The sequence below is a fragment of the Streptomyces sp. TSRI0281 genome, assembly GCF_001905125.1.
GTDB lineage: Bacteria > Actinomycetota > Actinomycetes > Streptomycetales > Streptomycetaceae > Streptomyces.
Map to the genome: position 1 here is coordinate 1,404,799 of NZ_LWLE01000001.1, position 25,338 is coordinate 1,430,136.

The window sequence follows — 25,338 nt, forward strand, 5'->3', positions numbered from 1 at the left end:
CAGGGCGGCCGTACGTCACCGCGGTGCGGCTCGGCGCCGAGGTACGGCAGTGGGGCGCGGACCGGGTCCCGGTCCGCGCCCCACTGCTCGTTACGTCGTTACGTCGCTACGCCGGCGCGTGCGGGCGCGGATCAGTGCGCCTGCGCGCCCTGGGGCGTCGCCGGAGTGATGCCCAGTGCCGTGGCGTACATCGACAGCACCAGCTTGCCGATCGCCGGGTACGCGCCCAGCGGCTCGGCCGTCGCGCAGCCGGCCTCCTTCGCCGCCGCGTCCAGCAGACGCGGGTCGATCTCGGGGCCCACCAGGTACGGCGCCAGCGCGAGCTGCGCGGAACCGGAGCTCAGCAGCTGCTCCGCGACCGCCGCGACCGAACCCTCCACGTCGAGTGCGGCGGCCATCACCGGCACCGCGAGGCGGGCGGCGAGCAGCATGCCGGTGATCCCGGCCGCCTGCACGGCCTCGTCGCCGCCCACCGTGGCCAGCACGATGCCGTCGGCGGCGGTCGCCACGGTGAACAGCCTCGCGCGGTCGGCGCGCGCCAGCCCGGCCTCCGACAGCCGCACGTGCAGCGCCTCGGCGAGCAGCGGGTGCGGGCCGAGCACATCGGTCAGCTCGACCTGGGTACCGCTGTCCATCACTGCCTGCCGTATCCGCCGGATCAGGGCGCTGTCCGGCCCCGCGAGCAGCGGTACCACGACGGCGGGCGGGCCGACGGGTTCGGCGACCTCGCGGCCCACGGCCCTGGCCTGCTCGTAGCGCGCGACGCGCTCGGCGGCGGAATGGGCGAGAACGGTGGTCAGCGTGGGGTACTCGGCGTCGTCACCGTCGAGGTAGCCGATCCGCGCGTTGAGGCCGGGCAGCTCGGAACGGGCGATGCTGATCACCTCTTCGGCCAGGCTGCGCGTGGCCGAGGAGGGGGTACCGGGAACGACGAGAACGAGCGCGGCAGCGCCCTCAGGCGCGACCACGGGCTCCGGGCGGCGGTGCCGTCCGGACTGGCGAGGTCGCGGCATTCGTACAGGCAGGCCGGAAGCGGGCCCAGTGGGGGTGCTCATGGCGCCGCATGCTACTGGTTTTGCATGCTCCTCTGTTCGGGGAGGGCCCAGTCAGGCGTCATCTGTCCGCTTATGTCTGATGAGTGACATACCGGTCAACTGCCCCGCTCTGTCTGCCCGGTTTCGGGTCGGGGGACTGCGGCCGGGCAGCGGCGCACGGGCGTCGTCAGGGCTGCCCCGCCTCCGGCGCGAACTCCGGTACGACCCCCTGTGCGGACCCCGGGACGAACAGCAGTGTCGGGTGGAGCGGAAGCCTCAGATCCCCGGTCGCCAGGGCCCGCGCGATCCGCAGCGCACCGGCCAGCGGATCCCCCGAAGCGGGCACCACGCGTGCCTGCGGCACCTGTTGGGCCAGCTCCTCGCGCAGCGGTACCAGCAGGGGGTCACCCATCCTGAACAGGCCGCCGGTCAGGGCCACTTCGCGTCCCGGGCCGTCATCGTCCCCGGCCTCGGGGCACACGGCGGCGGCCGCCTCGGCGATATGGGCGGCGGCCCGGCGCAGAATGCCCGCGGCGACCGTGTCGTCACCGGCGCACGCCGCCACCTCGGGGGCGAACGACGCGAGCAGCGCGGGGCGGTCGGCGCGCGGATAGAGCAGGCCGGGCAGGTCGGGTGCCGGACCGAACACGGCGCTGAGCCGGGACAGCAGCGCCGCGGATCCGCCGCGTCGCCCGTCGTGGGCGCGCATCGCCGCGTCGAGGCCGGCACGGCCGATCCAGGAACCGCCGCCGATGTCACCCAGAAGATGTCCCCAGCCATCGGCCCTGCGCCATGACATCAGGTCGGTGCCGAGCGCGATCAGGCCCGTGCCGCCCGCGACGACCGCACCCGGCCGCTGGCCCACCGCACCCGCGTACGCGGTCACCGCGTCGGCGGCCAGGGCGAACCGGCGCACGCCCAACGCGGTCGTGAGCGCGGCGGGCAGCTCCGCCCGCAGCTGCCCGCCGAGCGTCGCCATCCCGGCGGCCCCCACGGCTACGGCGGCGATCGGCCCGTGGGCGCCCTCCTGCCCTCCTGCCCCCCGTCCGGCTTCGGCCCGCTCCAGCAGCGTCCGAGCGGCGGGCAGCAGCTGCTCCAGCAGATGGGCCGCGTCGATCCCCGCCGGCCCCGTCCGTACGGGTTCGGCACAGACGACCGTGGACAGCGGCTCCCGCGTGCCGGCCGTCGTCCCGAGCGCTACGCGCAGTCCGGAGCCGCCCGAGTCCACACCGAGCACGTAGGGGCCCACTGCCGGTTCGGAGGAAACACCCAGAACCCCGGAAGCAGTTCTGGCCGTCACTCCGGAAACAGCCCCCGAAGCAGTCCCGGCAGTCCCGTGAGCGGCCGTCGATCCCGTTCCGGACGCGGGTCCGGGGGGCGGCGCATCCGTCACGGCAACCGCCAGTCGACCGGCTGCGCCCCCTGGCGCTCCAGCAGTTCGTTGACCCGGCTGAACGGCCGTGAGCCGAAGAACCCGCGGTCCGCCGACATCGGGGAGGGGTGCGAGGACTCGATGGCCGGGAAGTCGCCCAGCTGGGGCCGCAGGTTGCGGGCGTCACGCCCCCACAGGACCGACACCAGCGGTGTGCCGCGCGCCACCAGGGCCCGGATGGCCTGTTCGGTGACCTCTTCCCAGCCCTTGCCGCGATGCGCCGCGGGCCGTCGCGGTGCGGTCGTCAACGCCCGGTTGAGCAACAGCACCCCCTGTCGGGTCCACGGCGTGAGATCACCGTTGGACGGCCGCGGAAGGCCCAGATCCGCGTGCAGTTCCCGGAAGATGTTCTCCAGGCTGCCCGGCAGCGGCCGGACCTTGGGAGCCACGGCGAAACTCAACCCGATCGCATGACCCGGGGTGGGATAGGGATCCTGACCGACGACGAGGACCCGCACCTCGTCGAAGGGTTGCTGGAACGCCCGGAGCACATTTGGCCCCGAGGGCAGGTAGGTGCGCCCCGCGGCGATTTCGGTGCGGAGGAAGTCGCCCATCGCGGCGACGCGTTCGGCCACGGGTTCCAGGGCCTGCGCCCACCCGGGCTCAACGATTTCTTTCAACGGTCGTGCTGCCACGAGCCGCACTCTACTGGTGATACGACCACTCCGATCAACTGCCGGTCAGCCGAGCACCACCGCACGTACGCACAGCACATCCGGCAGATGCGAGGCGAGCTGCCGCCAGCTGTCCCCGTCGTCCGCGCTGGCGTACAACTCGCCGTTGCGATTGCCGAAGTAGATCCCGGCGGGGTCCGCGTCGTCCGTGCAGAGCGCGTCGCGCAGCACCGTGCCGTAGTGCGCGCCTTCCGGCAGGCCCGCCGACAGCGGCTCCCAGGTCCGCCCCGCGTCGCTCGTACGGAACACCCGGCAGCGGTGCTCGGCGGGGACGCGGTCGGCGTCGGCGTTGATCGGGAAGATGTAGGCCGTCCCACCGCGGTGCGGGTGGGCGGCGGCGGCGAACCCGAAGTCGGACGGCAGGCTCTCGCCGATGTCGGTCCAGTGGTCCCCGGAGTCGTCGCTGCGGAACACGCCCCAGTGGTTCTGGAGGTAGAGCCGGTCGGGATCGGCCGCGTCCCGGGTGACCTTGTGGACGCACTGGCCGAACTCCGGGTCCGGATCGGGCAGGAAGACCGCCGACACCCCCTTGTTCGACGGAGCCCAGCTCTCCCCGCCGTCCTTGGTCCGGAACACTCCGGCCGTGGAGACCGCGACGGTCACCGCCCGTGCGTCCCTCGGGTCGGTCAGGATGGTGTGCAGGCCCTCGCCGCCGCCTCCGGGCACCCATTTCGAGCGGGTCGGGTGCTCCCACAGCGGACGGACCAGCTCGAAGCTCTCACCGCGGTCCTCGGACCGGAACAGGGCGGCGGGCTCGGTCCCCGCGTAGACCACGTCGGGCGCCTCGGGGCCGGCGGGCTGCAACTGCCAGACCCGCTCCAGCGACGCCCCGGTGAACTCGGGGAACTTCACCGCGGGTTGTTTCGGCTCGGTCCAGGTCGCGCCCAGATCGTCGGAGTGGAACACGGAAGGGCCCCAGTGCGCGCTGTCGCCGCCGACCAGGATCCGCGGGGTCGGCCCACGGGTGTCGAGGGCGACCGAGTAGATCGCCTGGGCAGGGAAATCGGGGTCCGTGAACTCCCAGGCCCCGCCGCGCCTGCGGCCGAGGAAAAGTCCCTTGCGGGTGCCTACCGCCAGCAGTACTTCGGTCATGACCGAGACCTCCCGAAACGCCGTTGTGCCGGATACGGGACAGTCTGCACCCGGCCACTGACACCGGCTCGTGCGGAACGCGTCCGTGCAGGTCGGAGCGGCGGTGGCGCGAAGGTGCGGCCCCGGCGGAGGCGGCAGCCGGCCGGCACCGGACAACCCGGACCGCGCGGACTCGGCGCCGCCCGGACGCCGCCCGGGCGCGGAATCCCGGTACGGAACCGGGCGTGCGCCCTTGACCGGTCTCCGGCGGCCGACCTAGCGTGCAACCGCCCGTGGAAAGCGCTTGCCCGCGCAGTCGTGGCGGCCCGAGCGCCCGAATCCCAGGAGTACCCGTGGTGACCTTCGAAGGACTGCCCGGCGCAGTCGCCGTCTCGCACCTGAGCGTCTACGACTGGCCCGCCGAGGACGGGTTGCGGGGCGGGACCCCGCACCTTCATCTGACCTGTTCCGAGGGGTACGTGGTCGTCGGGGGCAGCGGCTCCGTGCAGACCCTCACCGGGTCCGGGTTCCGGCGGACGCCGCTGGCCCCCGGAGCCCTCGTCTGGTTCACGCCCGGCACCATCCACCGGCTCGTGAACGAGGACGGCCTGCGCATCGTCGTCCTGATGCAGAACAGCGGGCTGCCCGAGGCGGGCGACGCCGTCCTCACCCTGCCGCCCCGCTTCCTCGGCGACCCGGACACCTATCGCGCGGCCGTCGCGATCCCCGACGGCACCGAAGCGGAGCAGGAGCGGGCCGCCCGTACCCGTCGCGACCTCGCCGTCGAGGGGTTTCTCACCCTGCGCCGTGCCGCCGACGCGGGCGACCCCGAGCCGCTGGCCGCATTCCACCGGGCCGCCGCCGCGCTCGTACGGCCCCGGACCGAGGACTGGCGCGAGCGGTGGGAGCGGGGGGCCGCCGCCGCGTCCGAGGTGACGGGTGCGCAGCTCGACGCACTGGCCCGGGGTGATGCCGGTCATCTCGCGGACGCCTGTGTGCACGCCGAACAGCCCTCCATGCGCGGCAAGTTCGGTATGTGCGGGCGCCTGGACGTCTACCGGGGCTGACGAGCGGGCGGCGCCGCCCCTCGGGCATGTGCTCAAATTCCGGGGAAGAGGCTGGTCCGGGGCGGTGCTGGACGGTAGGGCGGTGCGGTCGGGCCCGGCCCGGCCTGTGGTGCGGTGGTGAGGAGACTGCGGCGATGAGTATCGAGATCACGGACCCGGATGGGCGGGAAGCGCTCGTGGAGGTGACCCCCGGTGTGGCCGGCGGCCCGGCACGGGTCGGTGTCCGGGTCGCGTCCCCAGCAGGGGAGACCGGCTGGTCGTGCACCCCCGCGACCGCCAGGGCGCTGGCGGCCGCACTCGTCCGGGCCGCCGAGGAGACGGAGGACGCGCAGTCGGCGCGGCCCGTCACCGTCAAGGCGCACGAGCTGCTCCGGGGCGATGTGCGGGACACCGGGCGGGCCATGACCGTGGTGAGGGTCAAGGCGGACGGGAACACCGTCCAGGTCACCTGGGCATCGGGCGCCGGACGCAGCTGGACCCAGGGCTACGCGCCGGACGCCGAGATCGCGCTGAGGCGTCGGCTGCGGCAGGAGGAGCGGTGAAGTACGAGGGTTGTCGTAATTCGATGGGTGTCGTAGTACGATCGCTCTCGTACTAGGCCCGGTCGTTCCGCCGTGCCGTCAGTCCAGTCGCACCTGCTGAAACGGAGTCCGGCGTGAGCGCCCTTTTCGAGCCCTATGCCCTGCGGTCGCTGACCATTCCCAACCGCATCTGGATGGCCCCCATGTGCCAGTACAGCGCGGAAGCGTCCGGACCCGACGTCGGCGTCGCGCACGACTGGCACTTCGCGCACTACGCCGCCCGTGCGGCGGGCGGCACCGGCCTGATCCTGGTGGAGGCCACCGCGGTCAGCCCCGAAGGCCGGATCAGTCCCGCGGACCTCGGTATCTGGAACGACCGGCAGGTGACCGCCCTGCGCCGCATCACCGACTTCCTCGCCGGGCAGGGGACCGTCGCGGGCATCCAGCTCGCCCACGCCGGGCGCAAGGGTTCGACCGACCGCCCCTGGCTCGGCGGCGGCCCGATCGAGGCGGACACCCCGGGCGCCGGCGGCTGGCAGCCGCTGGGTCCGAGCCCGCTCGCGTTTGACGAGGGCCACCCGGTCCCGGCCGAGCTGACCACCGACCAGATACAGGCCGTCGTCGCCCAGTTCGCCGACGCCGCCCGCCGGGCCCTGGCCGCGGGCTTCCAGGTCGCGGAGATCCACGGTGCGCACGGCTATCTGATCGGTGAATTCCTCTCCCCGCACAGCAACCACCGCACCGACGCCTACGGTGGCTCCTTCGAGAACCGCACGCGTTTCGCCCTGGAGGTCGTGGACGCGGTCCGTGCGGTGTGGCCCGAGGACCTTCCGCTGTTCTTCCGGATCTCCGCCACCGACTGGCTGACCGAGAACGAAGCCGACGAGCGCGACGGCTGGACCGCCGACGACACCGTCCGCTTCGCGCGGGAACTGCGGGCGCACGGCGTCGACCTGCTGGACGTCTCGACCGGCGGGCTCGCCCCCAGGGCGAAGATCCCGGCCGCCCCCGGCTTCCAGGTTCCGTTCGCCGAGCGGGTCCGCACTGAAGCGGGGCTGCCCGTCGCGGCGGTCGGGCTGATCACCGAACCGGCCCAGGCCGAGAAGATCCTCTCCGAGGACCGCGCGGACGCCGTACTCCTCGGGCGGGAGCTGCTCCGTAACCCCTACTTCGCCCGCAGCGCCGCACGCGAACTCGGCGGAGAGGTATCCGTACCCCAGCAGTACGGCCGCGCGGCCTGACGCGACGTCCGTCCGGCGGTGACGTCCGTCCGGCGGTGACGTCCGCCCGGCTGTGACATCGGGCCCGGCTGTGACATGGGCCCGTCCGTGACGTCCGCCTGTTCCGTGACGTTCGCACGGACGGGCGATCCTCCGGACGTGATGTCTCCGCGGGCCGCCCGCTTCCTGCGGGCGGCCCGCACGCCGTCATCTCCGAAGGCGAAGAACCGAAGGGCTCCGAGCCGGAGGACAGGGCGGCATCCGGCCGGTCATATGAGCATCGCCGTACCTTTGGGCCTGGTTCACCTGCGGTTTTCCATGGCGGGACACTCTGCGGTGAAGGGCCGACGGTCGCCCTCCGAGGCGGCCCGTCATGGATGCGTACGCAAACGGATGCGACGATCCTGCCGTGTCGGTGCCCTTCCGTACAGAGGAGAACACGCCGTCATGCGCCAGCCCCTGCCCGAATGGGCCGACCCGCAGGTCCCGGCAGCATCGCTCGACGCCCAGGGGCTCAGCCGCCGGGGGGTGATGCGCCGCGCGGGTCTCTTCGGCGCCGCGTTCGCCGCCGCGTCACTGGCATCGCCCGCGCAGGCGTTCGGCGGGGGCGGCGGGCACGGGAACGGTCATGGCCACGGCGGCAGCGACCCCGAGCTCGCCTACCTCGTCGGCGACCACCACAACCACTCCGTCTACAGCCACGACGCCAAGTACACCTTCTCCCAGCTGGCCACCGCCGGGCGGAAGTTCGGCCTGGACTGGATGGTCTTCACCGAACACAGCAACATCGGCCACGCCGAGTTCGGCGCGCACCAGGAGCACCGCGAAATCCTGAAGGCCCGCGCGCAGAACAAGCGCATGCTGATCTTCCAGGGCCTGGAGTGGTACATCCCCGGCGCCGAACACTGCACCGTCTTCTCCCCGCCCGGACGGCACGAGGTCGATCTGCTCACCCGCTTCGAGTCGGCGTACGACGGGAAGCTGCTCGGCTACACCGCCGGCGCCCCCACCCACCCCGACACGCCCCGCAACGAGGCGCACGCGGTCAAGGCCCTCAAGTGGCTCGCCGAGCAGCGCCGCACCGGATACGTCGACGACGTCCTCGTCCTCGCCAACCACCCCATGCGGCTCGGCATCGACTCCCCGCACGAGCTGCGCGGCTGGCGCGACGCGGCGCCCGGCATCATGATCGGGATGGAAGGCGCGCCCGGCGCGCAGGCCGGAGCGATCCCCGGCTGGCACCCGCCGACCAACGTCCGCGGTGAGTACAGCAATCAGCCGTCCGCCGACTCCTGGCCGGGCTACCCGCGCGAGGCGTACGTCACCCACGGCGGCTTCGACTGGGCGACGGCCACCGTGGGCGGACTCTGGGACGCGATGCTGGCCGAGGGCAAGCTCTTCACGATCACGTCCAACTCCGACGTCCACCGTGTCGCCCAGGACACCTGGGTCAACGGCGCCTGGCCGCCCGGCGCGACGTTCGACAACACCGGCCACCTCCCCGACCCGTACAACACCACCGAGCCGCAGCCGGGCGGCGACTTCTGGCCCGGCCAGTTCAGCCGTACGCATGTGGGCGTCACCCGGTACGGCTACCGCGACGTGATGGCGGGGCTGCGGGCGGGCCGGGTCTGGGTCGACCACGGCCACCTGCTGGACGCCGTCGACGTCCGGCTGCGTGGCGAACGGGGTCGCGGCGTCACCCTCGGCGGCAGGCTGCGCGCCCGGCGCGGCGAGAAGCTGACCCTGGACGTCACCGTGACCACGGCCTCCCGTCGCAATCCGCACGGCCTGCTCCCCAAGCTGGCCCACGTCGACGTCATCCGCGGCGCCGTCAACGGTCCGGCCGCCGACCGCGACGAGTGGCGGGCACCGGACACCCGTGTCGCGCACACCACGGACGTATCCGGACGCCGGGGTACGTACACGCTGCGCATCCCCGTCGGACGCGCGGACGAGCCCTTCTACCTGCGGCTGCGTGGCAGCGACGGCAAGCGCCACGGAACCGGACCGCTCGGCAGGTCCATCGACCCGCACGGCCCGCTCCCGCACGAGCCGGGGCAGGGCAATCCGTGGCTGGACACCTGGTTCTACACGAACCCGGTCTTCGTGGACGTGACCGGTCGATGAGCCCGCGCAGGGGCCCTCGGGACCGGTCGATGAGCCCGGACAGGGGCCCTCGGTCGGTACGCTGACCGGCAATGTTCACACAAACGGGCCCCACCTTCCGCGAGCTGGCCGTCCAGGCGCTCTCCTCCACCGAGCGCGGATACGACCTGCTCGCCCCGAAGTTCGACCACACGCCGTACCGCACGCCCGACCGCGTGCTCGACGCCGTCACCAGCGCCCTCCGGCCGTTGGGGCCGTTCGACGCCGGGCTGGACGTCTGCTGCGGCACCGGCGCGGGCGTGGGGGTGCTGCGCCGGCTGTGCCGGGAGCGGGTCACCGGCGTCGACTTCAGTGCGGGAATGCTCGCCGAGGGCCGGTCCTCGCTGCCGGAGCGCACCGGGGGACCGGCGGTGGACTGGGTACGGGCCGACGCGCGGGCGCTGCCCTTCACGGCATCCTTCGATCTGGCGCTGAGCCTCGGCGCGTTCGGCCACTTCCTGCCGAAGGAGCGCCCCGGTCTCTTCGCCCAGGTGCACGGGGCGCTGCGACCGGGCGGCCGGTTCGTCTTCCCGTTGGGCGCACCGCCCGCCGTGGGCTCCCGGACCTACTGGACACTGCTGGGATTCGACGCGGCGATGCGGGTGCGCAACGCACTGTGGCGCCCGCGATTCATCATGTACTACCGCACCTTCCGGCTCCCCGACGTCCTGGCCGACCTGACCCGCACCGGGTTCACCATGCGGCTCCTGCCCCTGACGGAACTGGGGCTGCGGGACGACGGGAGCCCGCGCGGCCGACTGGTGGTGGCGACCCGGGAATGAGCCGGCCGCAAACTCCGGCCGACGCCCCGGACGGGAATTACGACGGCTCTCGTACAATGGAGTCCTCAGGACGAAGTGGAGCCACCGTGACCCCCGCAAGCGCCACCACCGCAGTCCCGGCCGTCGTGGCGGGGGCCCGCGCGCTGGCCCATCCCGCGCGCGAGGAGATCCGGATCGAGAGCGTCCTCCACGCGTTGGCCGACCCGATGCGGCTGCGCATCGTCCGCCAGTTGTCGGGTGCGGCCGAGGAACTGGCCTGCTCGCGGTTCGACCTACCGGTGTCCAAGTCCACTTCCACGCACCACTTCCGGGTGCTGCGCGAGAGCGGGGTCATCCACCAGATCTACCGGGGCACCGCCAAGGTGAGCGGTCTGCGGCAGGACGATCTGGACGCGCTCTTCCCCGGCCTGCTCGACAGCGTTCTCCAGGCCGTGGACCGACAGGCGCAACGCCTGGGCGAGGACGGACCGGCCCAACGCCTCCTGGAAGGCTGACGCGTCCCACCGGCCCCGACCCGTCGCACGCACCCCCGGCCGCCACTCAGCCGCCGTCGCCCCGTGCCGCGTCGAGCAGCCCCGCCCAGTCCGGGATCTTCACCGGGCCGCGCCCCAGCGACCGCCCCAGTGCGGCCTCCGCGCGCTCGATCGACAGCCAGCCGTCCCACTCCACCGGTCGCAGCCCCCACTCCCGCAACGCCGACAGCGGATCGGCCGCCACCGGCCGCCGCGCCAGCAGCGGAGCGTCCTCGATCAGCGAGGCGACGGTCTCCTTGGCGCACGAGCGGTTCGAACCGATCACCCCGGTCGGCCCGCGCTTGATCCATCCCGCCACATACTCACCGGGCGAGGGCACCCCGCCCCGCAGCACCCGCCCCGCCAGGTGCGGCACGGTGCCGTGAGCGGCGTCGAACGGCAGGCCGGGCAGTGGCATCCCCCGGTAGCCGACCGCCCGCAGCACGAGCTGTGCCTCGATGTCCTCGTACGAACCGGTGTCCCGTACGCCCCCGGAACCGTCCGGCGCCGTACGGGCGAACCGCACCCCGGCGACCCGGCCGCCCCGCTCCAGCAGCTCGGCCGGGCGCAGGAAGAACCGCAGACGGATACGGCGCTCCCGGTCCGCGGCGGTGGGCGGCGGGCCCGCCGCCCACCCGCGCAGCACCTCCAGATTGCGCCGCACCACCGCGGGCGGCGGCGGCGTGCCGGGTCCGCCGGCCGGGGCCGCGTACGCCGGGTCGAGCGCGAGCTCCGCAGGGTCGACGACCAGGTGCGCCTGCGGCAGGGCGCCCAGCTCCCGCAGCTCCTTCGTGGTGAATCTGGCCTGTGAGGGGCCACGTCTGCCCACGATGTGCACGTCGCGCACCCGGCTCCCGGAGAGCGCGTGCAGCGCGGCCCGGGGAACATCGGTGGAGCGCAGCTCGTCCGCGCCGCGCGCCAGGATCCGGGCCACGTCCACCGCGACGTTGCCGACCCCGATCACCACCGCCGAGCGGGCGTGCAGCGCGAATCCGTCGGCGGCCGTGTCCGGGTGCGCGCTGTACCAGGAGACGAACTCCGTGGCGGAGAAGCTGCCCGGCAGATCCTCGCCCGGTACGCCGAGCGGGCGGTCGGTGGCCGCGCCGACGCAGTAGACGACCGCGTGATAGAGCTCCTTGAGCCGTGCGGGTGAAAGCCCCTGGGCGCCGCCCACCTCGACATGGCCGACAAAGGTGATCCGCTCGTCCTCCAGGACGGCCCGCAGACTGTTCTGAAGCGACTTGATCTTTTCGTGGTCGGGGGCCACCCCGTAGCGCACCAGACCGTACGGGGTGGGCAGCCGGTCCAGTACGTGGACCCGCACATCGGGCACCAGCGACTGCTGCAACAGGGACTGGGCGGTGTAGACCCCGCTGGGGCCCGAACCGACCACGGCGACACGGAGCACGGCGCACCTCTTCCCGAAGTGTCCCTCCAGCATCGCACCGCCAGGCGGAACGGGGGAGAGGCGCGCACCGTCAGCCCATCAGCTTGCGCATCCGGTCGGTCTCCACCGTCTGCTGCGCGACGACATCGCCCGCCATCTCCTCGACCAGCACGTTGTTGCCCTCCGAGAGCGCCTCGGTGGCCATGGTGATCGCTCCCTGATGGTGGGTGATCATCAGCTTCAGGAACAGGGTGTCGAATGCCTTGCCCCGCGCGGCGCGCAACTGCTTCAGCTGCGCCTCGGTCGCCATGCCGGGCATCGTGGAGTGGTCGTGCGTCTCCTCGCGCTTGTCCCCGCCATTGCTTTTCAGCCACCCCTCCATCGTGCCGATCTCCGGCTTCTGGCCTGCGGAGATGCGCTCCGCGAGCCGTTTGACAGATGCCGAGGAAGCGCGGTCCGGGACGAGTTGGGTCATGACGAGGGCCTGACCGTGATGCTGGATCATCATCTGCGCGTAGCGGAAGTCGGCGGAGTTCGCGGGGTCCTGACCGGCCTCCCGCACCGCCTCTTCGGCGGAGAGCGTCCGGGCCGGCTCGCCCGGCTTGCCTGGTGCCACCACCGCCGGACCTGCGTCCGACCCGGCCTTCGGGCTTCCGTCACCCCCGGCCGCATCACAGGCTCCCAGAGTCAGGGCCAGAGCAACGGCCGCTGCCGCGAGAACGGTTGCGCGCACGCGCGTGGACTGACGGCGGATCGACACGGCGACCTCCTGTGCCATGAAAGTTTGTTGCGGACCGTCCTAGCACGCTTCCGCACAGCAATGATCAAAAACTTTTATTACGTCTCTGTTGCCATCTGTTGGTGTGTACATGGAAGGGACGATACTGCCGGAGTCCGTAAACCGTTCAACTACGAACGGATACAAGGGAGGACGCAGTGACCTCGTTGCCCACCACCCGCGTGCGGCGCAGACGTCTGGGCGTGGCAGCAGCCGCGGCCGGGCTCTTCGCCACTCTGCTGACGGCCACCACCGCGGCCGCGACACCCGACCCGGGTGACGCCCCGGCCAAGCGCGGCGGCATCTCCGCGAGCCAGGAGGCCGAAGCCGCGGCAGCCATCAAGAGCGGTGAGATACCCGGCGTGGACGAGATCGTCCACAGCGACAACATCGAGCACCTCACCAACATCCCGAAGGACGCCCTCCAGGGCACCAACACGGATCTGGCCTTCCAGGGCAAGTACGCCTTCGCCGGCAACTACGACGGCTTCCGCATCTTCGACATCAGCAACCCGAAGAGGCCGAGGACGGTCGCGCAGGTCCTCTGCCCCGGCTCGCAGAACGACATCTCGGTCTCCGGGAACCTGCTGTTCCTCTCCACCGACTCCTCGCGCAGCGACAACTCCTGTGCCAGCGCCACCCAGCCCGCCACGGAGAAGTCCTCCTGGGAGGGCATGAAGGTCTTCGACATCAGCGACAAGCGCAACCCGAAGTACGTCGCCGCCGTCGAGACCGCCTGCGGTTCGCACACCCACACGCTGGTGCCCGAGCGCAGGAACGTCTACGTGTACGTCTCCTCGTACTCCCCGAGCGCGGCGTTCCCCGACTGCCAGCCGCCGCACGACGGGATCTCCGTCATCAAGGTGCCGCGCAACGCGCCCGAGAAGGCCGCGATCGTGAACTTCCCGGTCCTCTTCCCGGACGGCGGGAACCCGGGTGCCCCGGACAACCCGGGCGTCTCCAAGACGACGGGCTGCCACGACATCACGGTGCTGCCGTCGAAGGACCTGGCCGCCGGTGCCTGCATGGGTGACGGCCTGCTGTTCTCCATCAAGGACCCGGAGAACCCGAAGATCATCGACCGGGTCCAGGACAACGTGAACTTCGCGTTCTGGCACTCCGCCACGTTCAACCAGGGTGCCGACAAGGTCGTCTTCACCGACGAGCTCGGCGGCGGAGGCGCGGCCACCTGCAACGAGGAGATCGGCCCGAACCGGGGCGCCGACGGCATCTACGACATCGTGGGACGCGGCGACCACCGCAAACTCGTCTTCCGCAGCTACTTCAAGATCGACCGCCACCAGGCCGACGTCGAGGTCTGCGTCGCCCACAACGGCTCGATCATCCCGGTGAAGGGCCGCGACCTCATGGTCCAGGCGTGGTACCAGGGCGGCATCTCCGTATGGGACTTCACCAACTCCTCGAAGCCCAAGGAGATCGCCTACTTCGAGCGGGGTCCCATCACGCTCGACGGTGTCACCACGGCGGGCTCCTGGTCGGCGTACTACTACAACGGCTACATCTACTCCAACGACATCGCCAAGGGCTTCGACGTGCTGAAGCTCGATGACCGGCGTACCGACCCGGCGAAGAGGGTACGGCTGAAGGAACTCAACGTGCAGACGCAGCCGGACTACTTCGACCGCTGACCGATCCGCTCCCAGGCATCCGAAAGCACGGGACGCCCGTGTGGCCCGCCGGGCGGTTCCCCGCCCGGCGGGCCACACCCCGTAAGGCCGCGCAGCCGTAATTCATTGACCGATGAGCCGCGCGGGGAGATGCTGTATGCCTGCGTCGACGGCCTCCGGTTCTTCGGTCGTCGCCGTGGCCCGCGGCCGTATCCTCCGGGACCCGGCCGCGGGTGCGCGCCTGGATCCGGCGACGCGGGGGATCGCCGGAGTCAGGCGTGCTCCATGCACACGAGCCCGTCCCGGGCGTCCCAGGAATCGACCACGCCGAAGTCGGCCCGCTCGTACAGTGCGATGGCGCCGCTGCGCCAGCTCCACACCGAGAGCCGCACCCCTGTCGTCGGCGAACGCGTTCCGGGGTGAGCGGATCTCGGACCGGTAGCGGTCGGGCAGCTCGTCCACGCCGCCCACGGCGAGGCCCTTCCCGGCCTCCGTGAACAGGTGGTAAGCGGTCAGCAGCTCGGCGAGGCCGTCCGCGGAGGACAGGTCCCGGCCCGCCACGGCGGTAACGGCGACAGGGGGCTGATCAGTCATGACCACCACCATCGCATCGCACCGGGCTCCGGAGCCTGTGACGCCACCCCCGCGCTCCGTCAGGCGGCGTCCCGGGCGCTTCCGCCCGTCGCCGCCGCCCACTCCACCAGCAACCGCTGGTACTCCGCCTCGCCATCCGGCGACAGCAGCCCGCCGGAGCGCTGCCACAGGTCGCGGATCTCTTCATTGACCACTGCTGCGGAACGCACGGAACGCATCGAACGCACGGAAGGGGACGAGGACGGAATGGGGGACATACGTATAAGGCTACGGCCCCGGTGCGACAATCCGACCCATTGCGTGGCAGGGACATCCCTCACACTCCGGCCGCCCGGTGCCACCACGGGGTGTGAGACCGGCCACCCGGCGTGTTCGCACAGCCCGGCGCCGGCGCTCAGCCGCTACGGGGCAGGCCGACCGCTCCCGACGTCCGGCGAGCCGCCCACGCGGCGTATCCGACGACCGAGAACGCCACCGCCGCCACGCCCAGCAGCACGCCGCCCAGCACATCGGTCAGCCAGTGCACGCCCAGATAGATCCGGGTGAATCCGACCCCGGCCACCGAGACGCCCGCCACGACATACGCGCCCCACCACAGTCGCGGACCCGCTCCGAACAGACGCAGCAACCACAGGAACAGCCCGCAGCTCACCACCGCGGTCATGACGTGACCGGACGGGAACGCCGCGTAGTTGGCGGAGTCCACCGGATCGGGCCACTCCGGGCGCTCCCGGCCCACGGCGCTCTTCAGACCCTGTTGTACGAGGGTGGAGAAGAGGCTCGTCGCCGCCACCCATCCCGCGAGCAGCCGGAACCCACGCCACCACAGGGCGATCACGACGACCGCGACGAGCGCGCGCATCGTCCATGGATCCCACACCCAGTCCGTCAGCACCCGGTTGGCGTGGACCAGCCCCGGCTCGGTCACCGCCCGCCGGTGCAGGGCCTCGGCGACCGTACGGTCCAGCGACATCAGAGGGGACCAGCGCACGGCGACGAGAATCAGCAGCACCGCGGAGAGGGACGCGCTGACGACGCCCGTCCGGAGGGCGGTCGCGGTGGCGGGGGAGTGTCCGGGGCGGTACGAGAGCGGGGTGTGCATGGGGTGATCCTCGCGGACGACCCGGCCCACCGGCTATCCCAGGGCGCTGAGTCCCGGAACGAAGGCGACCAGCAGTGGTACCACCGGCACCAGCGCGGCGGCGGCGGTGAGCCGCAGCCGACGGCCCGCGGTGAGCCGCTCCACCGGTGCCAGCAACCGGTTCACCCGCAGCGGCAGTTGCGCGTGCGGTGTGGGGCACGGGCCGAACACCCCGCGGTCCTCGTTGAGTTCGACCAGGGCGAGCGCGATCGTCAGACGCCCGAAGCGCCGCGAGGCCACATCGTCGGCGGCGAGCTCGACCAGCCGGTGCATCTCGTCCCGGAACGCGGCGAAGACCGGGATCTGCGGGAAACCGGTCGCCAGCGCGGAGGAGCAGTTCAGCAGCCAGTCGTGCCGCGCCTGGGCGTGACCCTGCTCATGGGCCAGTACGGCATCGAGCTGACGGCCTTTCAAGCGGCCCAGCGCGGCGGTGGTGATGACCAGTTGGGGAGCGGCGCCGGGAAGCCACCAGGCATCGGGACGTTCGCCCTCCAGCACCACGAGACGCCCGCTGCCGGGTTCCTCCCCGGGCATCAAGGGGGAGCGGACCAGTAGTTCGGCGCGCCGCTGCCTGCGACGCCGCTGCGCGCGGTGGATCTCCCGGAACAGCATGGCCGCCGTCCAGACGCCCCCGAGGGCCAGCAGCACCGCGATGACGGCCGACCACGGCCCGTACGCCGCCAGTGCGTACGCCTCCACGACGGCGTGCGGCGCGGGGGCGAAGACATGACCGCGGACCGCCTGCCAGGCGGCGGCGGCACTGAACGTCATCGACAGGCCGAAGGAGAGCAGCACCCCCGACACGACGCACTGCCACACCCACAGTGCGACCACGGGCTCGCGCTCCGGCCACTGAGCCCGCGCCATCAGTCGCGGAGTCACCAGAGCGGTCAGCGCACCGAGCGACAGCAGCACGAGGGAGACCAACATGGGCGTCAGCCTATGAGGGGCACGGCATCCACGGGTATGGATGCGACCGGCAAGTGACGTAGGACACTGTTTGAAGCGTGTGCTGTCTCACAGGGTGAGCAGCATCGCGAACATCGCCATCCCCATCGTCAGCCGGCAGGCCGACGTCAGATCGGGCAGGCCCGCCCAGCCACTGCCCGTCCCCGCCGAACCCAGCGTGCCGCCCGCACCGTTCGAAGCGCCCGGTGCGACGGGTCCGGCGGGAACGGCCACCGGTATCAGCCGCCCGGCGGACCGCAGCACATAGAACGCGTAATACACGAGCAGGGCCCCCGTCAGCAGCGGTATCCCCCCGGCCGCCGGTGCGACGCCGTGCGCGCCGGCGGCCCCGTGCCCGGCGTGCCCGCCCTGACCGCCGCCGCCCGCGATGCCCGGGGCCATCATGACGGCCATGTAGACCATCGCCAGCGAACCGACCAGGTGATGCCGATGGTGCCCGCTGATCCGGGCGAACCACAGGGCCCGCAGCGCGGCGCCGCCGAACAGCACCGCGTACACCCCCCAGGCCCACCTCGGGGGTGTGAGCAGGGCGGCCGGGACGGCCATCGTGGCCATACCGAAGCCCATCAACGCCTCCGCCCGCGCGGTTCTGCGTTCCTGCGCGGTCCCCTCGCGCGTGCGCAGCAGGCAATACGCGCCCGTCACACCGCACAGCACCATCAACAGCCAGCCGGACAGGGCCGGTCCGTGCACAGCGCACCTCCCCCTGGAGCAGGCCGCTCAGGACCTGCGACACCGGTGTCGCGTCGACTGATCGATGCCCGTACCGCACCGGTCCTACCCGGCGCATCGAAGTGCGAGGGGAGTGCGCCGGGGCCCGCGGGGGGCGGTTCCGGCCGGGTTAGTCTCGTACGGGACTATCGGCAGCAGCGAATCCGGCAGCGGAGGAGCAGCAGAGACTTCCGCAGCAGAGAAGCAGAGAAGCAGAGAAGCAGAGAAGCAGAGAAACGGAGAGCTCCACCATGGACACCGCCCCGGCCCGCGACTCGCACCGGCTCACCTTCCGCGACGCGACCGAGGACGATGTCCCGGCTCTCGTGACCCTGATCGAGTCCGCCTACCGCGGCGACTCCAGCCGGACCGGCTGGACCACCGAGGCGGACATCCTCCAGGGACAGCGGACCGACGAGGACGGGGTGCGCGCGGTCGTCACCGCACCCACCGGCCGACTGCTCGTGGTCGAGCGGGACGGCGCCCTCATCGCCTGCTGCCAGCTCGAACACCGGGGGGAGGCCGCGTACTTCGGAATGTTCGCCGTCCGGCCCGGACTGCAGGGCGCCGGTCTGGGCAAGGAGATCATCGCCGAGGCGGAGCGCACGGTCCGGGAGGACTGGGGCGTGAGCGAGATGCATATGACGGTGATATCCGTGCGTGAGGAACTGATCGCCTGGTACGAGCGCCGCGGCTACCGCCGTACCGGAAAGCTCACCCCGTTCCCGTACGGCGACGAGCGCTTCGGTATCCCGCAGCGCACGGACCTGGCCTTCGAGCTGCTGGTGAAGGACCTGTAGCAGCCGGCCGGTCCGGCCGCGGACCTGCGGACCCGCCGGACCCGTGCTCCTGGTCAAGGACCTGTGGAGTACGGGCCACGGGCCGGTGCGGCCCCCCGTGGACGCTCAGGCGGTGAACCGGCCCGCGCGGCGGATCTCCGGGAAGTCGGTCGTCGCGCCGTCCAGGCCCAGCGCGCGCACCAGCCGCAGATGGTCCTGGGTGTTCACCACCCAGCCGATCACCTTCAGACCCTCGCCGTGCGCCCGCTCGACGACCTCCAGCGTGAGACGGCGGATGTTCAGCGCGAGTGTCGCCGCGCCCACCGCCGTCGCCCGCTCCACCACGTCACCGCCCCAGCGGCTGGCGATGAGCACGGTCCGGACTCCCGGTACCAGCTGTGCGATCTCGGCGACGGCCTCGTCGTGGAACGAGGACACCTCGACCCGGCCGGCGAGGTCGCGCCGCAGCATCACCTCGGCCAGCGCGCGCGCCGCCGCGACATCCTTGATCTCCGCCTGGACCGGTGAACCCACGGCGTCGAGGACCTCCTCGAAGACGGGCACCCGCTCGCCCTGTCCGGCGTCCAGCCCGCGCAGCTCGGCCAGCGTCTTCTCGGCGATCAGCCCGCTGCCGTCGGTGGTCCGCGCCACGTCGGCGTCGTGCATCACGGCGAGCGCGCCGTCCTTGCTCAGATGGAGATCCAGCTCGATGGCGTCCATCCCGGCCTGTTCCGCGCGGACGAAGGACCGCAGCGTGTTCTCCGGTTCGACCCCCATGACCCCGCGGTGGCCGATGGTGAGAAAAGTCAAGGCAATCTCGCTTCCGTCGTCGGCTGCCCCCTGGGCTGCTCCTGCCCACAGGGCTGTACGGCATTACGGCACTGCGGAGAGTAATGGCCCCGGGGGCGACTGTCTTCCGCCGTGCCGGACCGGTCCCACTCGTCCCGCGCAGGCGGGGGGAACTGGCCGTCATGGCGGTTCACGGCAGGAAAAATGACGGTGACCATGGGGGGTCGGCAGGATAATTTTCTGAGGCCCACTTGTCCGGAGCAACCGCACATGGATACGGTTGCTTGACGCGAGGTTCTCCCGTGGAGGAAGTGTGATGACGGAAATTCTTGTGCACGACGCCGCCGACGGTGCGATAACTACTGCCCAGCGGGTGGTCGAGCACCCGGCCTGGCCCGTGCTCAAGGATGCCGTGGAGGAGATCAGGCCCTGGCAGTCCAAGGACGGCTCCATCGACTTCGAGGCCGAGGGCGCCCCTGCGCGGTCGACGGCCACCGCGGCCGTCGACCGGGTGATCACCGCGGTCGAGGAGCTCTCCCCGCTGCTCCCGCACGACGCCGCGTATCACCGCGCCCTCGTCTCGGACCTGCGCCGCTGGGCCGCGGACGGCTTCCGGGTCCCTGACTTCCTGGACTCCCTGCTCGCCTTCCAGCCCGCCAAGGACCGCGTCGACGGCCTCCAGCACCTGGTCGTCTTCGCGATGTACACGCAGAACGGCAACCCGGACCGCAACCTCGAAGCGGTCGTGCTGCGGATGGTCTGGCCCGAGTGGCTGGCCGACCTCGAAGCCACCCGCTACGACAACCCGCTCTTCTGCGGCATCACCTTCGAGGACTTCACCGCCGGCTACGACACCAACTCCGCGGTGCTCTTCCCGGAGACCATCGCCGTGCGCGAGGCCCCCGAGCGCTTCAGCTGGGGCGGCATCTTCTGCGACCGCGAGGCCGCCCGCTTCCGCCGGGTCACCGAGGCGTCCGTCGACATTCTCGGCGTGGAGCTGCCCGAGGACATCCGCGAGATGGTCGGCGACCAGCGACGCTGCGAGCAGGCGTTCGTGCTCTGGGACATGGTCCACGACCGCACCCACAGCCATGGGGACCTGCCGTTCGACCCCTTCATGATCAAGCAGCGGCAGCCGTTCTGGATGTACGGCCTGGAGGAGCTGCGCTGCGATCTCACCGCCTTCAAGGAGGCCGTGAAGCTGGAGGCCGACGGCTTCGGCCAGGGGCGGGACGTGCAGTACGCCGTGCTGTTCGACCGGATGTTCCGGTTCCCCGTCACCGGTGAGCGCGTCCGCAACTACGACGGCCTCGGCGGCCAGCTGCTCTTCGCCTACCTCCACAAGCACGACGTCGTCCGCTGGACCGACAACACCCTGAAGATCGACTGGGAGCGGGCCCCGCAGGTCACCAACCAGCTCTGTGCCGAGATCGAGAAGCTCTACCGCGACGGCATCGACCGCCCCAAGCTGGTCCACTGGTTCGCCGCGTACGACCTGGTCGCGACCTATCTCGCCCCGCACCCCGGCTCCCGCTGGGCCAAGGGTCCGGACGCCCTGGACCTCACTCAGCCGCCGCGTAAGCTCGTCGACGACGTGCTTCCGGACGAGTTTCCCCTGAGCATGTTCTATGAGGCGCTGTCCAAGAAACTGAAGAACGTGATCGCCTCCACCAAGGGGATCACCGCGACGACTGCCGAGCAGGCAGCCGCGTGAGCGCTCGTGCCGAGGAGGCGGTGGCCATGAACGGAACCGGTAGGGCCAATGGGAGCGGTGCGCTCGAAGGCGCGGTGGTCGCGGTGGCCGGAGCGGCGGGGCCCGCGGGCCGGGCGACGCTGCTGCGGCTCGCCGAGGCGGGCGCGACCGTCGTCGCGTCCGACGCCCACCCCGAGCGGCTCGCCGAGGCGGTCGACGCGGCGAGGTACGCCCACGGAGGCGCGACCGTCACCGGCGACACCGTGGATCTGCTCGACCTCGCCGCGGCCCGGGAGTGGGCGGCCAGGACGGAGAAGGAGTTCGGCCGGATCGACGGCCTGGTCCACCTCGTCGGCGGCTGGCGCGGCAGCGCCTCCTTCGGCGAGACCGAGCTGGCCGACTGGGACGTGCTGGAAAAGCTCCTGATCCGCACGGTCCAGTCCACCTCGCTCGCCTTCCAGGAAGCGCTGCAGCGCAGCGACCGGGGCCGCTACGTGCTGATCAGCGCGGCCGGGGCGAGCAAGCCCACCGCGGGCAACGCCGCCTACGCGTCGGCCAAGGCCGCGGCCGAGGCATGGACGCTCGCACTGGGCGACGCCTTCCGCAGGGCGGGGGGCGACGAGGGGCCGAAGACCGCGGCTGCGATCCTGGTCATCAAGGCACTGGTGCACGACGCGATGCGCGCCGAGCGCCCGAATGCGAAGTTCGCGGGCTACACCGACGTCAAGGAGCTGGCCGAGGCCATCGCCGGCGTCTGGGACAAGCCCGCCGCAGAAGTGAACGGAAAGCGCCTGTGGCTGACCCCGCAACCGTAAGGACCGACGCTCGACGTCACCACGACCCGCAGGTGCGCGGCTTCGCCAGCGACAACTACGCAGGCGCGCACCCGGAGGTCATGGCAGCCCTCGCCCTCGCCAACGGCGGCCACCAGGTCGCCTACGGCGAGGACGACTACACCGGCCATCTCCAGCGGGTCATGCACAGCCACTTCGGGGCCACCGCCGAAGCGTTCCCGGTCTTCAACGGCACCGGAGCCAACGTCGTCGCCCTCCAGGCGCTGACCGACCGCTGGGGCGCCGTGATCTGCGCCGAGTCCGCGCACATCAACGTGGACGAGGGCGGCGCCCCGGAACGGATGGGCGGCCTGAAGCTGCTCACCGTGCCGACCCCGGACGGCAAGCTGACACCCGAGCTCATCGACCGGCAGGCGTTCGGCTGGGACGACGAGCACCGGGCGATGCCGCAGGTCGTCTCGATCACCCAGAACACCGAGCTGGGCACGGTCTACACGCCGGACGAGATCCGCGCGATCTGCGACCACGCCCATGAGCGCGGCATGAAGGTGCACCTCGACGGCGCCCGGATAGCCAACGCCGCCGCGTCGCTGGACGTACCGATGCGTACGTTCACCAACACCGTCGGCATCGATGTGCTGTCCTTCGGCGGCACGAAGAACGGCGCCCTCTTCGGCGAGGCCGTCGTCGTGCTCAACCCCGACTCGGTCCGCGCGATGAAGCACCTGCGCAAGCTGTCGATGCAGCTCGCCTCCAAGATGCGCTTCGTCTCCGTACAACTGGAGGCGCTGCTCGCGCGCGACCTATGGCTGCGCAACGCCCGCCATGCCAACGCCATGGCCCAGCGGCTCGCCGACGGGGTCAGGACGGTCGACGGGGTGGAGATCCTGCATCCCGTCCAGGCCAACGCCGTCTTCGCGCGGCTGCCGCACGACGTCAGCGAGCGGCTGCAGAAGCGCTTCCGGTTCTACTTCTGGGACGAGACCGCCGGAGACGTCCGGTGGATGTGCGCCTTCGACACCACCGAGGACGACGTCGACGCGTTCCTGCAGGCGCTCAAGGAAGAGATGGCGAAGTAGCACCCCCGCGCCTCTCGCACACCCGAGTTCGTAGGGATATGCGGCCGCCCGGAGATCAATTGATCTCCGGGCGGCCGCTTCCGTGCGTTTCCGGGCATGAACTGATGCGGCACGTCCCGCCGGTCTCCAGCCTCGTCCCCATGACGACCGGCGAGCTCGAAGCCGCAGGCGCCGAACTCGCCGAGTCGCCGGACAGGCCGAGCCCCGGTGCGCGGATCACCGTCCACGCACCGGAGTGACGTTTCCCCCCGCCGGGGCCGCGCCGGGCCGGGTCAGCCGAGCTCGCGCACCTCGGCGGGCGTCGGAGCCGTACCGCCGAGATGGGAGGGTACCCACCAGGTGTCGCTCGCGTCCTTCGGGCGCACCGGATAGGCCCGCTGCGCCGCTTCGAGAAGCTCCTGGACCCGCTCGCGCAGCCGCCGGGTGATCGCACCGGCGTACTGGTCGGCGGGCGCCTCCATCGGCTCCCCGACCCGGATGGTGACCGGGATGTGGCTGCGCCGGAAATTGCGCGGCCGTCCCTTGGTCCAGAGCCGCTGCGTACCCCACAGGGCCATCGGGATCAGCGGTACGCCGGCTTCCTGGGCCAGCCGTGCGGCGCCCGACTTGAAGCTCTTGAGCGTGAACGACTGCGAGATGGTCGCCTCGGGGAACACACCGACGATCTCACCGGACCGCAGCGATTGGAGCGCGTGCGCGTACGCGTCCTCACCCTGGTTCCGGTCGACCGGGATGTGCTTCATGCCGCGCATCAGCGGACCGGAGATCCGGTGCCGGAAGACCGATTCCTTCGCCATGAACCGGACGAGCCGCTTCTGCGGCAGGGCGCCGAGACCCGTGAAGATGAAGTCCAGATAGCTGATGTGATTGCTGACCAGTACCGCACCGCCGGTCTTCGGGATGTGCTCCGAACCCTGAGTGTCGATCTTCAGGTCCAGCGCCTTGAACAAAGTGCGAGCGGCGCCGACGACCGGCCGATAGACGAGTTCTGCCATCTGGAGAAGACCCTTCTTCAGCGCCTGAGGAGGGTTCTCCCGGCGGAAGTTACGCAGCCGTAGGTTTTCGGCATTGTGGCGATGGTGCCCCATGCGCGACGTGGTGGCCAGTCCCGGCGGGTGCGGGGCGCGAGATTCTCGTCACGTGAGAAGAGCGGGAATGTCCTGCCGCCGCCCGGTGCTGAGTCTTTGCGTAGAGCTCTGACAGGAGGCCGGAAGTGGACGTGCAGGCAGGCGGCGACAGGCTCGACGCGTCCCAACTCGGCGCGGAACTGGGGGATCGGGCCACCCTCGTCCAGTTCTCCAGCGCCTTCTGCCAGCCCTGCCGGGCCACCCGCCGCACGCTCGCGGAGGTGGCCGGGATGGTCGAGGGGGTCGCCCACATCGAGATCGACGCGGAGGCGCATCTCACTCTCGTGAGGCAGCTGGACATCAGCAGCACGCCGACCGTCCTGGTGCTCGACGCGCACGGAGAAGTCGTCCGCCGGGCCACGGGGCAGCCGCGCACCGCCGATGTGGTGGCGGCACTGGGACGGGCCATGTGAGAGGGGGATACAGGGATGGGGAGTCATTCTTGCGTGGGGAGGTCACATGACGGACCGTGAGGCATCTCCCACATTGCGGAACGCCCTTGACCTCAGCCACCCGCATCGTCAGTCTGACGCTATGCCGCCAGAACTCCTTCTCTACGGGCGGGTCCATGTGGACCTCGCACGCAACGCGAGTGCGCGCTGTCCGGGTGCCTGAGCAACCACGGTCATGTACGCCACTCCCGCAGAAGGACACCTCCATGACGGCCACACCCGATCTCGCCACCGCCCGGACGGCTTCGCCCGGCCTTCTCCGCTCCGTCTTCAGGCAGCACGCCGCAGGCGTCGCCGTGATCACCGCGGCCGGTGACGGCCCGGTCGGCTTCACCGCCACCTCGCTCAACTCCGTCGCCGCGGAGCCGCCGCTCATCTCGTTCGGCGTGGGCACCTCCTCCTCCAGCTGGCCGGTGATCGCCGACGCCGAGCACATCGGAGTCCACATACTCGGCGAGCACCAGGAGGAGCTGGCCACCAGGTTCGCGCGCAGCGGCGCCGACCGGTTCGGCCCGGCGACGGACTGGCGCGACGGCCCCGAGGGCGTACCGCTTCTGGACGGGGTGTCGGCCTGGCTGGTCTGCCGTGTGGTGGACCGCATTCCGGCGGGGGACCACCGCATCGTCATCGCCCAGGCCGTGGTCGGCGACCCGGCCGGAGGCGGCCGTCCGCTGGTCTACCACCAGGGGCGATTCACGGCTCTGCGAGACTGAGGGCGCCAGGCGGCGCAGGGGCCCACCACGTTGGCAAGGTCACAGTGCGGAGCGCTTGCCCATGAGTGAACCTCTGGGTGTACTGGCGAGTAATATTTCGTTCGGAGCGTCGGTCGCCCCGACCGGAAACCGCCCTATAAGGCGCCTATGCTGCGTGCAACAAGGCAGCCCGGAAATGACGATGCAGTAGGAGAGCCGGCGTGAGCTTGAGGATCGTTGTCTGTGTGAAGTATGTGCCCGACG

26 protein-coding genes are annotated in these 25,338 nt (G+C 71.2%); 13 read left to right on the plus strand and 13 right to left on the minus strand.

The features are described 5' to 3' along the window. Positions 1 to 131 precede the first annotated feature (131 nt). From A6A29_RS06520 to A6A29_RS06535, 4 genes are all read right to left on the minus strand, one after another. Entirely contained in the window at positions 132 to 1,055 is a 924-nt protein-coding gene (locus tag A6A29_RS06520) for a sirohydrochlorin chelatase (RefSeq protein ID WP_073718881.1), read from the minus strand. A gap of 166 nt (positions 1,056 to 1,221) precedes the next feature. Continuing rightward, a complete protein-coding gene (locus A6A29_RS06525) occupies positions 1,222 to 2,283 on the minus strand; it encodes an N-acetylglucosamine kinase (protein ID WP_241838334.1) in 1,062 nt (353 codons plus the stop codon). 140 nt (positions 2,284 to 2,423) lie between these two features. Continuing rightward, positions 2,424 to 3,101: a uracil-DNA glycosylase gene (locus A6A29_RS06530; RefSeq protein WP_073719045.1), complete on the minus strand. Its 678-nt coding sequence runs from the start codon at positions 3,099 to 3,101 to the stop codon at positions 2,424 to 2,426. A 45-nt stretch (positions 3,102 to 3,146) separates the two neighbouring features. Next, the gene (locus tag A6A29_RS06535) at positions 3,147 to 4,232 is read right to left on the minus strand and encodes a WD40/YVTN/BNR-like repeat-containing protein (protein ID WP_073718882.1); all 1,086 of its coding nucleotides are present in this window, start codon (positions 4,230 to 4,232) and stop codon (positions 3,147 to 3,149) included. Positions 4,233 to 4,564: 332 nt separating this feature from the next. Between A6A29_RS06535 and A6A29_RS06540 the strand changes: the two genes are divergently transcribed. From A6A29_RS06540 to A6A29_RS06565, 6 genes are all read left to right on the plus strand, one after another. Continuing rightward, the gene (locus A6A29_RS06540; RefSeq protein WP_073718883.1) at positions 4,565 to 5,278 is read left to right on the plus strand and encodes a cupin domain-containing protein; all 714 of its coding nucleotides are present in this window, start codon (positions 4,565 to 4,567) and stop codon (positions 5,276 to 5,278) included. Positions 5,279 to 5,412: 134 nt separating this feature from the next. After that, positions 5,413 to 5,820 carry a hypothetical protein gene (locus A6A29_RS06545; protein WP_073718884.1) on the plus strand — a complete coding sequence of 136 codons (408 nt, stop codon included), beginning with the start codon at positions 5,413 to 5,415 and terminating at the stop codon, positions 5,818 to 5,820. A gap of 113 nt (positions 5,821 to 5,933) precedes the next feature. Beyond that, entirely contained in the window at positions 5,934 to 7,040 is a 1,107-nt protein-coding gene (locus tag A6A29_RS06550; RefSeq protein ID WP_073718885.1) for an NADH:flavin oxidoreductase/NADH oxidase, read from the plus strand. Positions 7,041 to 7,466: 426 nt separating this feature from the next. Further along, entirely contained in the window at positions 7,467 to 9,149 is a 1,683-nt protein-coding gene (locus A6A29_RS06555; RefSeq protein ID WP_073718886.1) for a PHP domain-containing protein, read from the plus strand. Positions 9,150 to 9,220: 71 nt separating this feature from the next. Next, entirely contained in the window at positions 9,221 to 9,949 is a 729-nt protein-coding gene (locus A6A29_RS06560) for a class I SAM-dependent methyltransferase (protein WP_073718887.1), read from the plus strand. Between the two features lie 86 nt (positions 9,950 to 10,035). Further along, a complete protein-coding gene (locus A6A29_RS06565) occupies positions 10,036 to 10,443 on the plus strand; it encodes an ArsR/SmtB family transcription factor (RefSeq protein ID WP_073718888.1) in 408 nt (135 codons plus the stop codon). Between the two features lie 46 nt (positions 10,444 to 10,489). Here the strand turns inward: A6A29_RS06565 and A6A29_RS06570 are convergent, their stop codons facing one another. Further along, positions 10,490 to 11,869 carry an FAD-dependent oxidoreductase gene (locus A6A29_RS06570; protein WP_073719046.1) on the minus strand — a complete coding sequence of 460 codons (1,380 nt, stop codon included), beginning with the start codon at positions 11,867 to 11,869 and terminating at the stop codon, positions 10,490 to 10,492. A gap of 70 nt (positions 11,870 to 11,939) precedes the next feature. Further along, positions 11,940 to 12,626, minus strand: coding sequence for a DUF305 domain-containing protein (locus A6A29_RS06575; RefSeq protein ID WP_073718889.1), 687 nt, complete (start codon positions 12,624 to 12,626; stop codon positions 11,940 to 11,942). Between the two features lie 158 nt (positions 12,627 to 12,784). Here A6A29_RS06575 and A6A29_RS06580 point away from each other — a divergent pair, with 158 nt between their 5' ends. After that, the gene (locus tag A6A29_RS06580; RefSeq protein WP_073718890.1) at positions 12,785 to 14,275 is read left to right on the plus strand and encodes an LVIVD repeat-containing protein; all 1,491 of its coding nucleotides are present in this window, start codon (positions 12,785 to 12,787) and stop codon (positions 14,273 to 14,275) included. Between the two features lie 102 nt (positions 14,276 to 14,377). On the opposite strand, the gene A6A29_RS06585 is transcribed toward A6A29_RS06580, so the two are convergent. From A6A29_RS06585 to A6A29_RS06605, 5 genes are all read right to left on the minus strand, one after another. Beyond that, a complete protein-coding gene (locus A6A29_RS06585) occupies positions 14,378 to 14,848 on the minus strand; it encodes a hypothetical protein (protein WP_385732996.1) in 471 nt (156 codons plus the stop codon). A 59-nt stretch (positions 14,849 to 14,907) separates the two neighbouring features. After that, positions 14,908 to 15,105, minus strand: coding sequence for a hypothetical protein (locus A6A29_RS06590; protein WP_073718891.1), 198 nt, complete (start codon positions 15,103 to 15,105; stop codon positions 14,908 to 14,910). Positions 15,106 to 15,242: 137 nt separating this feature from the next. Next, positions 15,243 to 15,950: a phosphatase PAP2 family protein gene (locus A6A29_RS06595; RefSeq protein WP_073718892.1), complete on the minus strand. Its 708-nt coding sequence runs from the start codon at positions 15,948 to 15,950 to the stop codon at positions 15,243 to 15,245. Between the two features lie 33 nt (positions 15,951 to 15,983). After that, on the minus strand, positions 15,984 to 16,919 hold the full coding sequence (locus A6A29_RS06600) for a M56 family metallopeptidase (protein ID WP_073718893.1): 936 nt from the start codon (positions 16,917 to 16,919) through the stop codon (positions 15,984 to 15,986). Between the two features lie 87 nt (positions 16,920 to 17,006). Next, a complete protein-coding gene (locus A6A29_RS06605; RefSeq protein WP_073718894.1) occupies positions 17,007 to 17,651 on the minus strand; it encodes a DUF5134 domain-containing protein in 645 nt (214 codons plus the stop codon). A gap of 269 nt (positions 17,652 to 17,920) precedes the next feature. On the opposite strand from A6A29_RS06605, the gene A6A29_RS06610 reads away from it, so the two are divergent. Continuing rightward, positions 17,921 to 18,469, plus strand: a complete 549-nt coding sequence (locus tag A6A29_RS06610; RefSeq protein ID WP_073718895.1) for a GNAT family N-acetyltransferase — start codon at positions 17,921 to 17,923, stop codon at positions 18,467 to 18,469. Positions 18,470 to 18,574: 105 nt separating this feature from the next. Here A6A29_RS06610 and A6A29_RS06615 read toward each other — a convergent pair whose 3' ends face one another. Next, positions 18,575 to 19,225, minus strand: coding sequence for a glycerophosphodiester phosphodiesterase (locus A6A29_RS06615; protein WP_073719047.1), 651 nt, complete (start codon positions 19,223 to 19,225; stop codon positions 18,575 to 18,577). Between the two features lie 328 nt (positions 19,226 to 19,553). Here A6A29_RS06615 and A6A29_RS06620 point away from each other — a divergent pair, with 328 nt between their 5' ends. The 3 genes from A6A29_RS06620 to A6A29_RS06630 are packed head-to-tail and all read left to right on the plus strand — an operon-like array spanning position 19,554 to position 22,803. Then, positions 19,554 to 20,951 (plus strand): DUF6421 family protein, encoded by a 1,398-nt coding sequence (locus A6A29_RS06620; RefSeq protein ID WP_073718896.1) that lies wholly within the window; start codon positions 19,554 to 19,556, stop codon positions 20,949 to 20,951. A gap of 26 nt (positions 20,952 to 20,977) precedes the next feature. Beyond that, a complete protein-coding gene (locus A6A29_RS06625; RefSeq protein ID WP_073718897.1) occupies positions 20,978 to 21,745 on the plus strand; it encodes an SDR family oxidoreductase in 768 nt (255 codons plus the stop codon). Continuing rightward, positions 21,724 to 22,803, plus strand: coding sequence for a threonine aldolase family protein (locus A6A29_RS06630; RefSeq protein ID WP_073718898.1), 1,080 nt, complete (start codon positions 21,724 to 21,726; stop codon positions 22,801 to 22,803). Before A6A29_RS06625 ends, A6A29_RS06630 begins: the two co-directional genes overlap by 22 nt. Positions 22,804 to 23,075: 272 nt before the next feature. Here the strand turns inward: A6A29_RS06630 and A6A29_RS06635 are convergent, their stop codons facing one another. After that, positions 23,076 to 23,798 carry a lysophospholipid acyltransferase family protein gene (locus A6A29_RS06635; protein ID WP_073718899.1) on the minus strand — a complete coding sequence of 241 codons (723 nt, stop codon included), beginning with the start codon at positions 23,796 to 23,798 and terminating at the stop codon, positions 23,076 to 23,078. Positions 23,799 to 24,016: 218 nt separating this feature from the next. Between A6A29_RS06635 and A6A29_RS06640 the strand changes: the two genes are divergently transcribed. Then, a complete protein-coding gene (locus A6A29_RS06640) occupies positions 24,017 to 24,343 on the plus strand; it encodes a TlpA family protein disulfide reductase (RefSeq protein WP_073718900.1) in 327 nt (108 codons plus the stop codon). A gap of 245 nt (positions 24,344 to 24,588) precedes the next feature. Further along, the gene (locus A6A29_RS06645) at positions 24,589 to 25,095 is read left to right on the plus strand and encodes a flavin reductase family protein (RefSeq protein WP_073718901.1); all 507 of its coding nucleotides are present in this window, start codon (positions 24,589 to 24,591) and stop codon (positions 25,093 to 25,095) included. The last annotated feature ends 243 nt before the right edge of the window (positions 25,096 to 25,338 follow it).

Bases quoted from the DNA above. Each gene is read 5' to 3' on its own strand.
- A6A29_RS06535 (WP_073718882.1), bottom strand. From the start codon at position 4,232: ATGACCGAAGTACTGCTGGCGGTAGGCACCCGCAAGGGACTTTTCCTC.
- A6A29_RS06555 (WP_073718886.1), top strand. From the start codon at position 7,467: ATGCGCCAGCCCCTGCCCGAATGGGCCGACCCGCAGGTCCCGGCAGCA.
- A6A29_RS06635 (WP_073718899.1), bottom strand. From the start codon at position 23,798: ATGGCAGAACTCGTCTATCGGCCGGTCGTCGGCGCCGCTCGCACTTTG.
- A6A29_RS06595 (WP_073718892.1), bottom strand. From the start codon at position 15,950: ATGCACACCCCGCTCTCGTACCGCCCCGGACACTCCCCCGCCACCGCG.
- A6A29_RS06615 (WP_073719047.1), bottom strand. From the start codon at position 19,225: ATGGGGGTCGAACCGGAGAACACGCTGCGGTCCTTCGTCCGCGCGGAA.
- A6A29_RS06545 (WP_073718884.1), top strand. From the start codon at position 5,413: ATGAGTATCGAGATCACGGACCCGGATGGGCGGGAAGCGCTCGTGGAG.
- A6A29_RS06560 (WP_073718887.1), top strand. From the start codon at position 9,221: ATGTTCACACAAACGGGCCCCACCTTCCGCGAGCTGGCCGTCCAGGCG.
- A6A29_RS06520 (WP_073718881.1), bottom strand. From the start codon at position 1,055: ATGAGCACCCCCACTGGGCCCGCTTCCGGCCTGCCTGTACGAATGCCG.
- A6A29_RS06590 (WP_073718891.1), bottom strand. From the start codon at position 15,105: ATGTCCCCCATTCCGTCCTCGTCCCCTTCCGTGCGTTCGATGCGTTCC.
- A6A29_RS06610 (WP_073718895.1), top strand. From the start codon at position 17,921: ATGGACACCGCCCCGGCCCGCGACTCGCACCGGCTCACCTTCCGCGAC.
- A6A29_RS06645 (WP_073718901.1), top strand. From the start codon at position 24,589: ATGACGGCCACACCCGATCTCGCCACCGCCCGGACGGCTTCGCCCGGC.
- A6A29_RS06575 (WP_073718889.1), bottom strand. From the start codon at position 12,626: ATGGCACAGGAGGTCGCCGTGTCGATCCGCCGTCAGTCCACGCGCGTG.
- A6A29_RS06585 (WP_385732996.1), bottom strand. From the start codon at position 14,848: ATGACTGATCAGCCCCCTGTCGCCGTTACCGCCGTGGCGGGCCGGGAC.
- A6A29_RS06600 (WP_073718893.1), bottom strand. From the start codon at position 16,919: ATGTTGGTCTCCCTCGTGCTGCTGTCGCTCGGTGCGCTGACCGCTCTG.
- A6A29_RS06625 (WP_073718897.1), top strand. From the start codon at position 20,978: ATGAACGGAACCGGTAGGGCCAATGGGAGCGGTGCGCTCGAAGGCGCG.
- A6A29_RS06620 (WP_073718896.1), top strand. From the start codon at position 19,554: ATGACGGAAATTCTTGTGCACGACGCCGCCGACGGTGCGATAACTACT.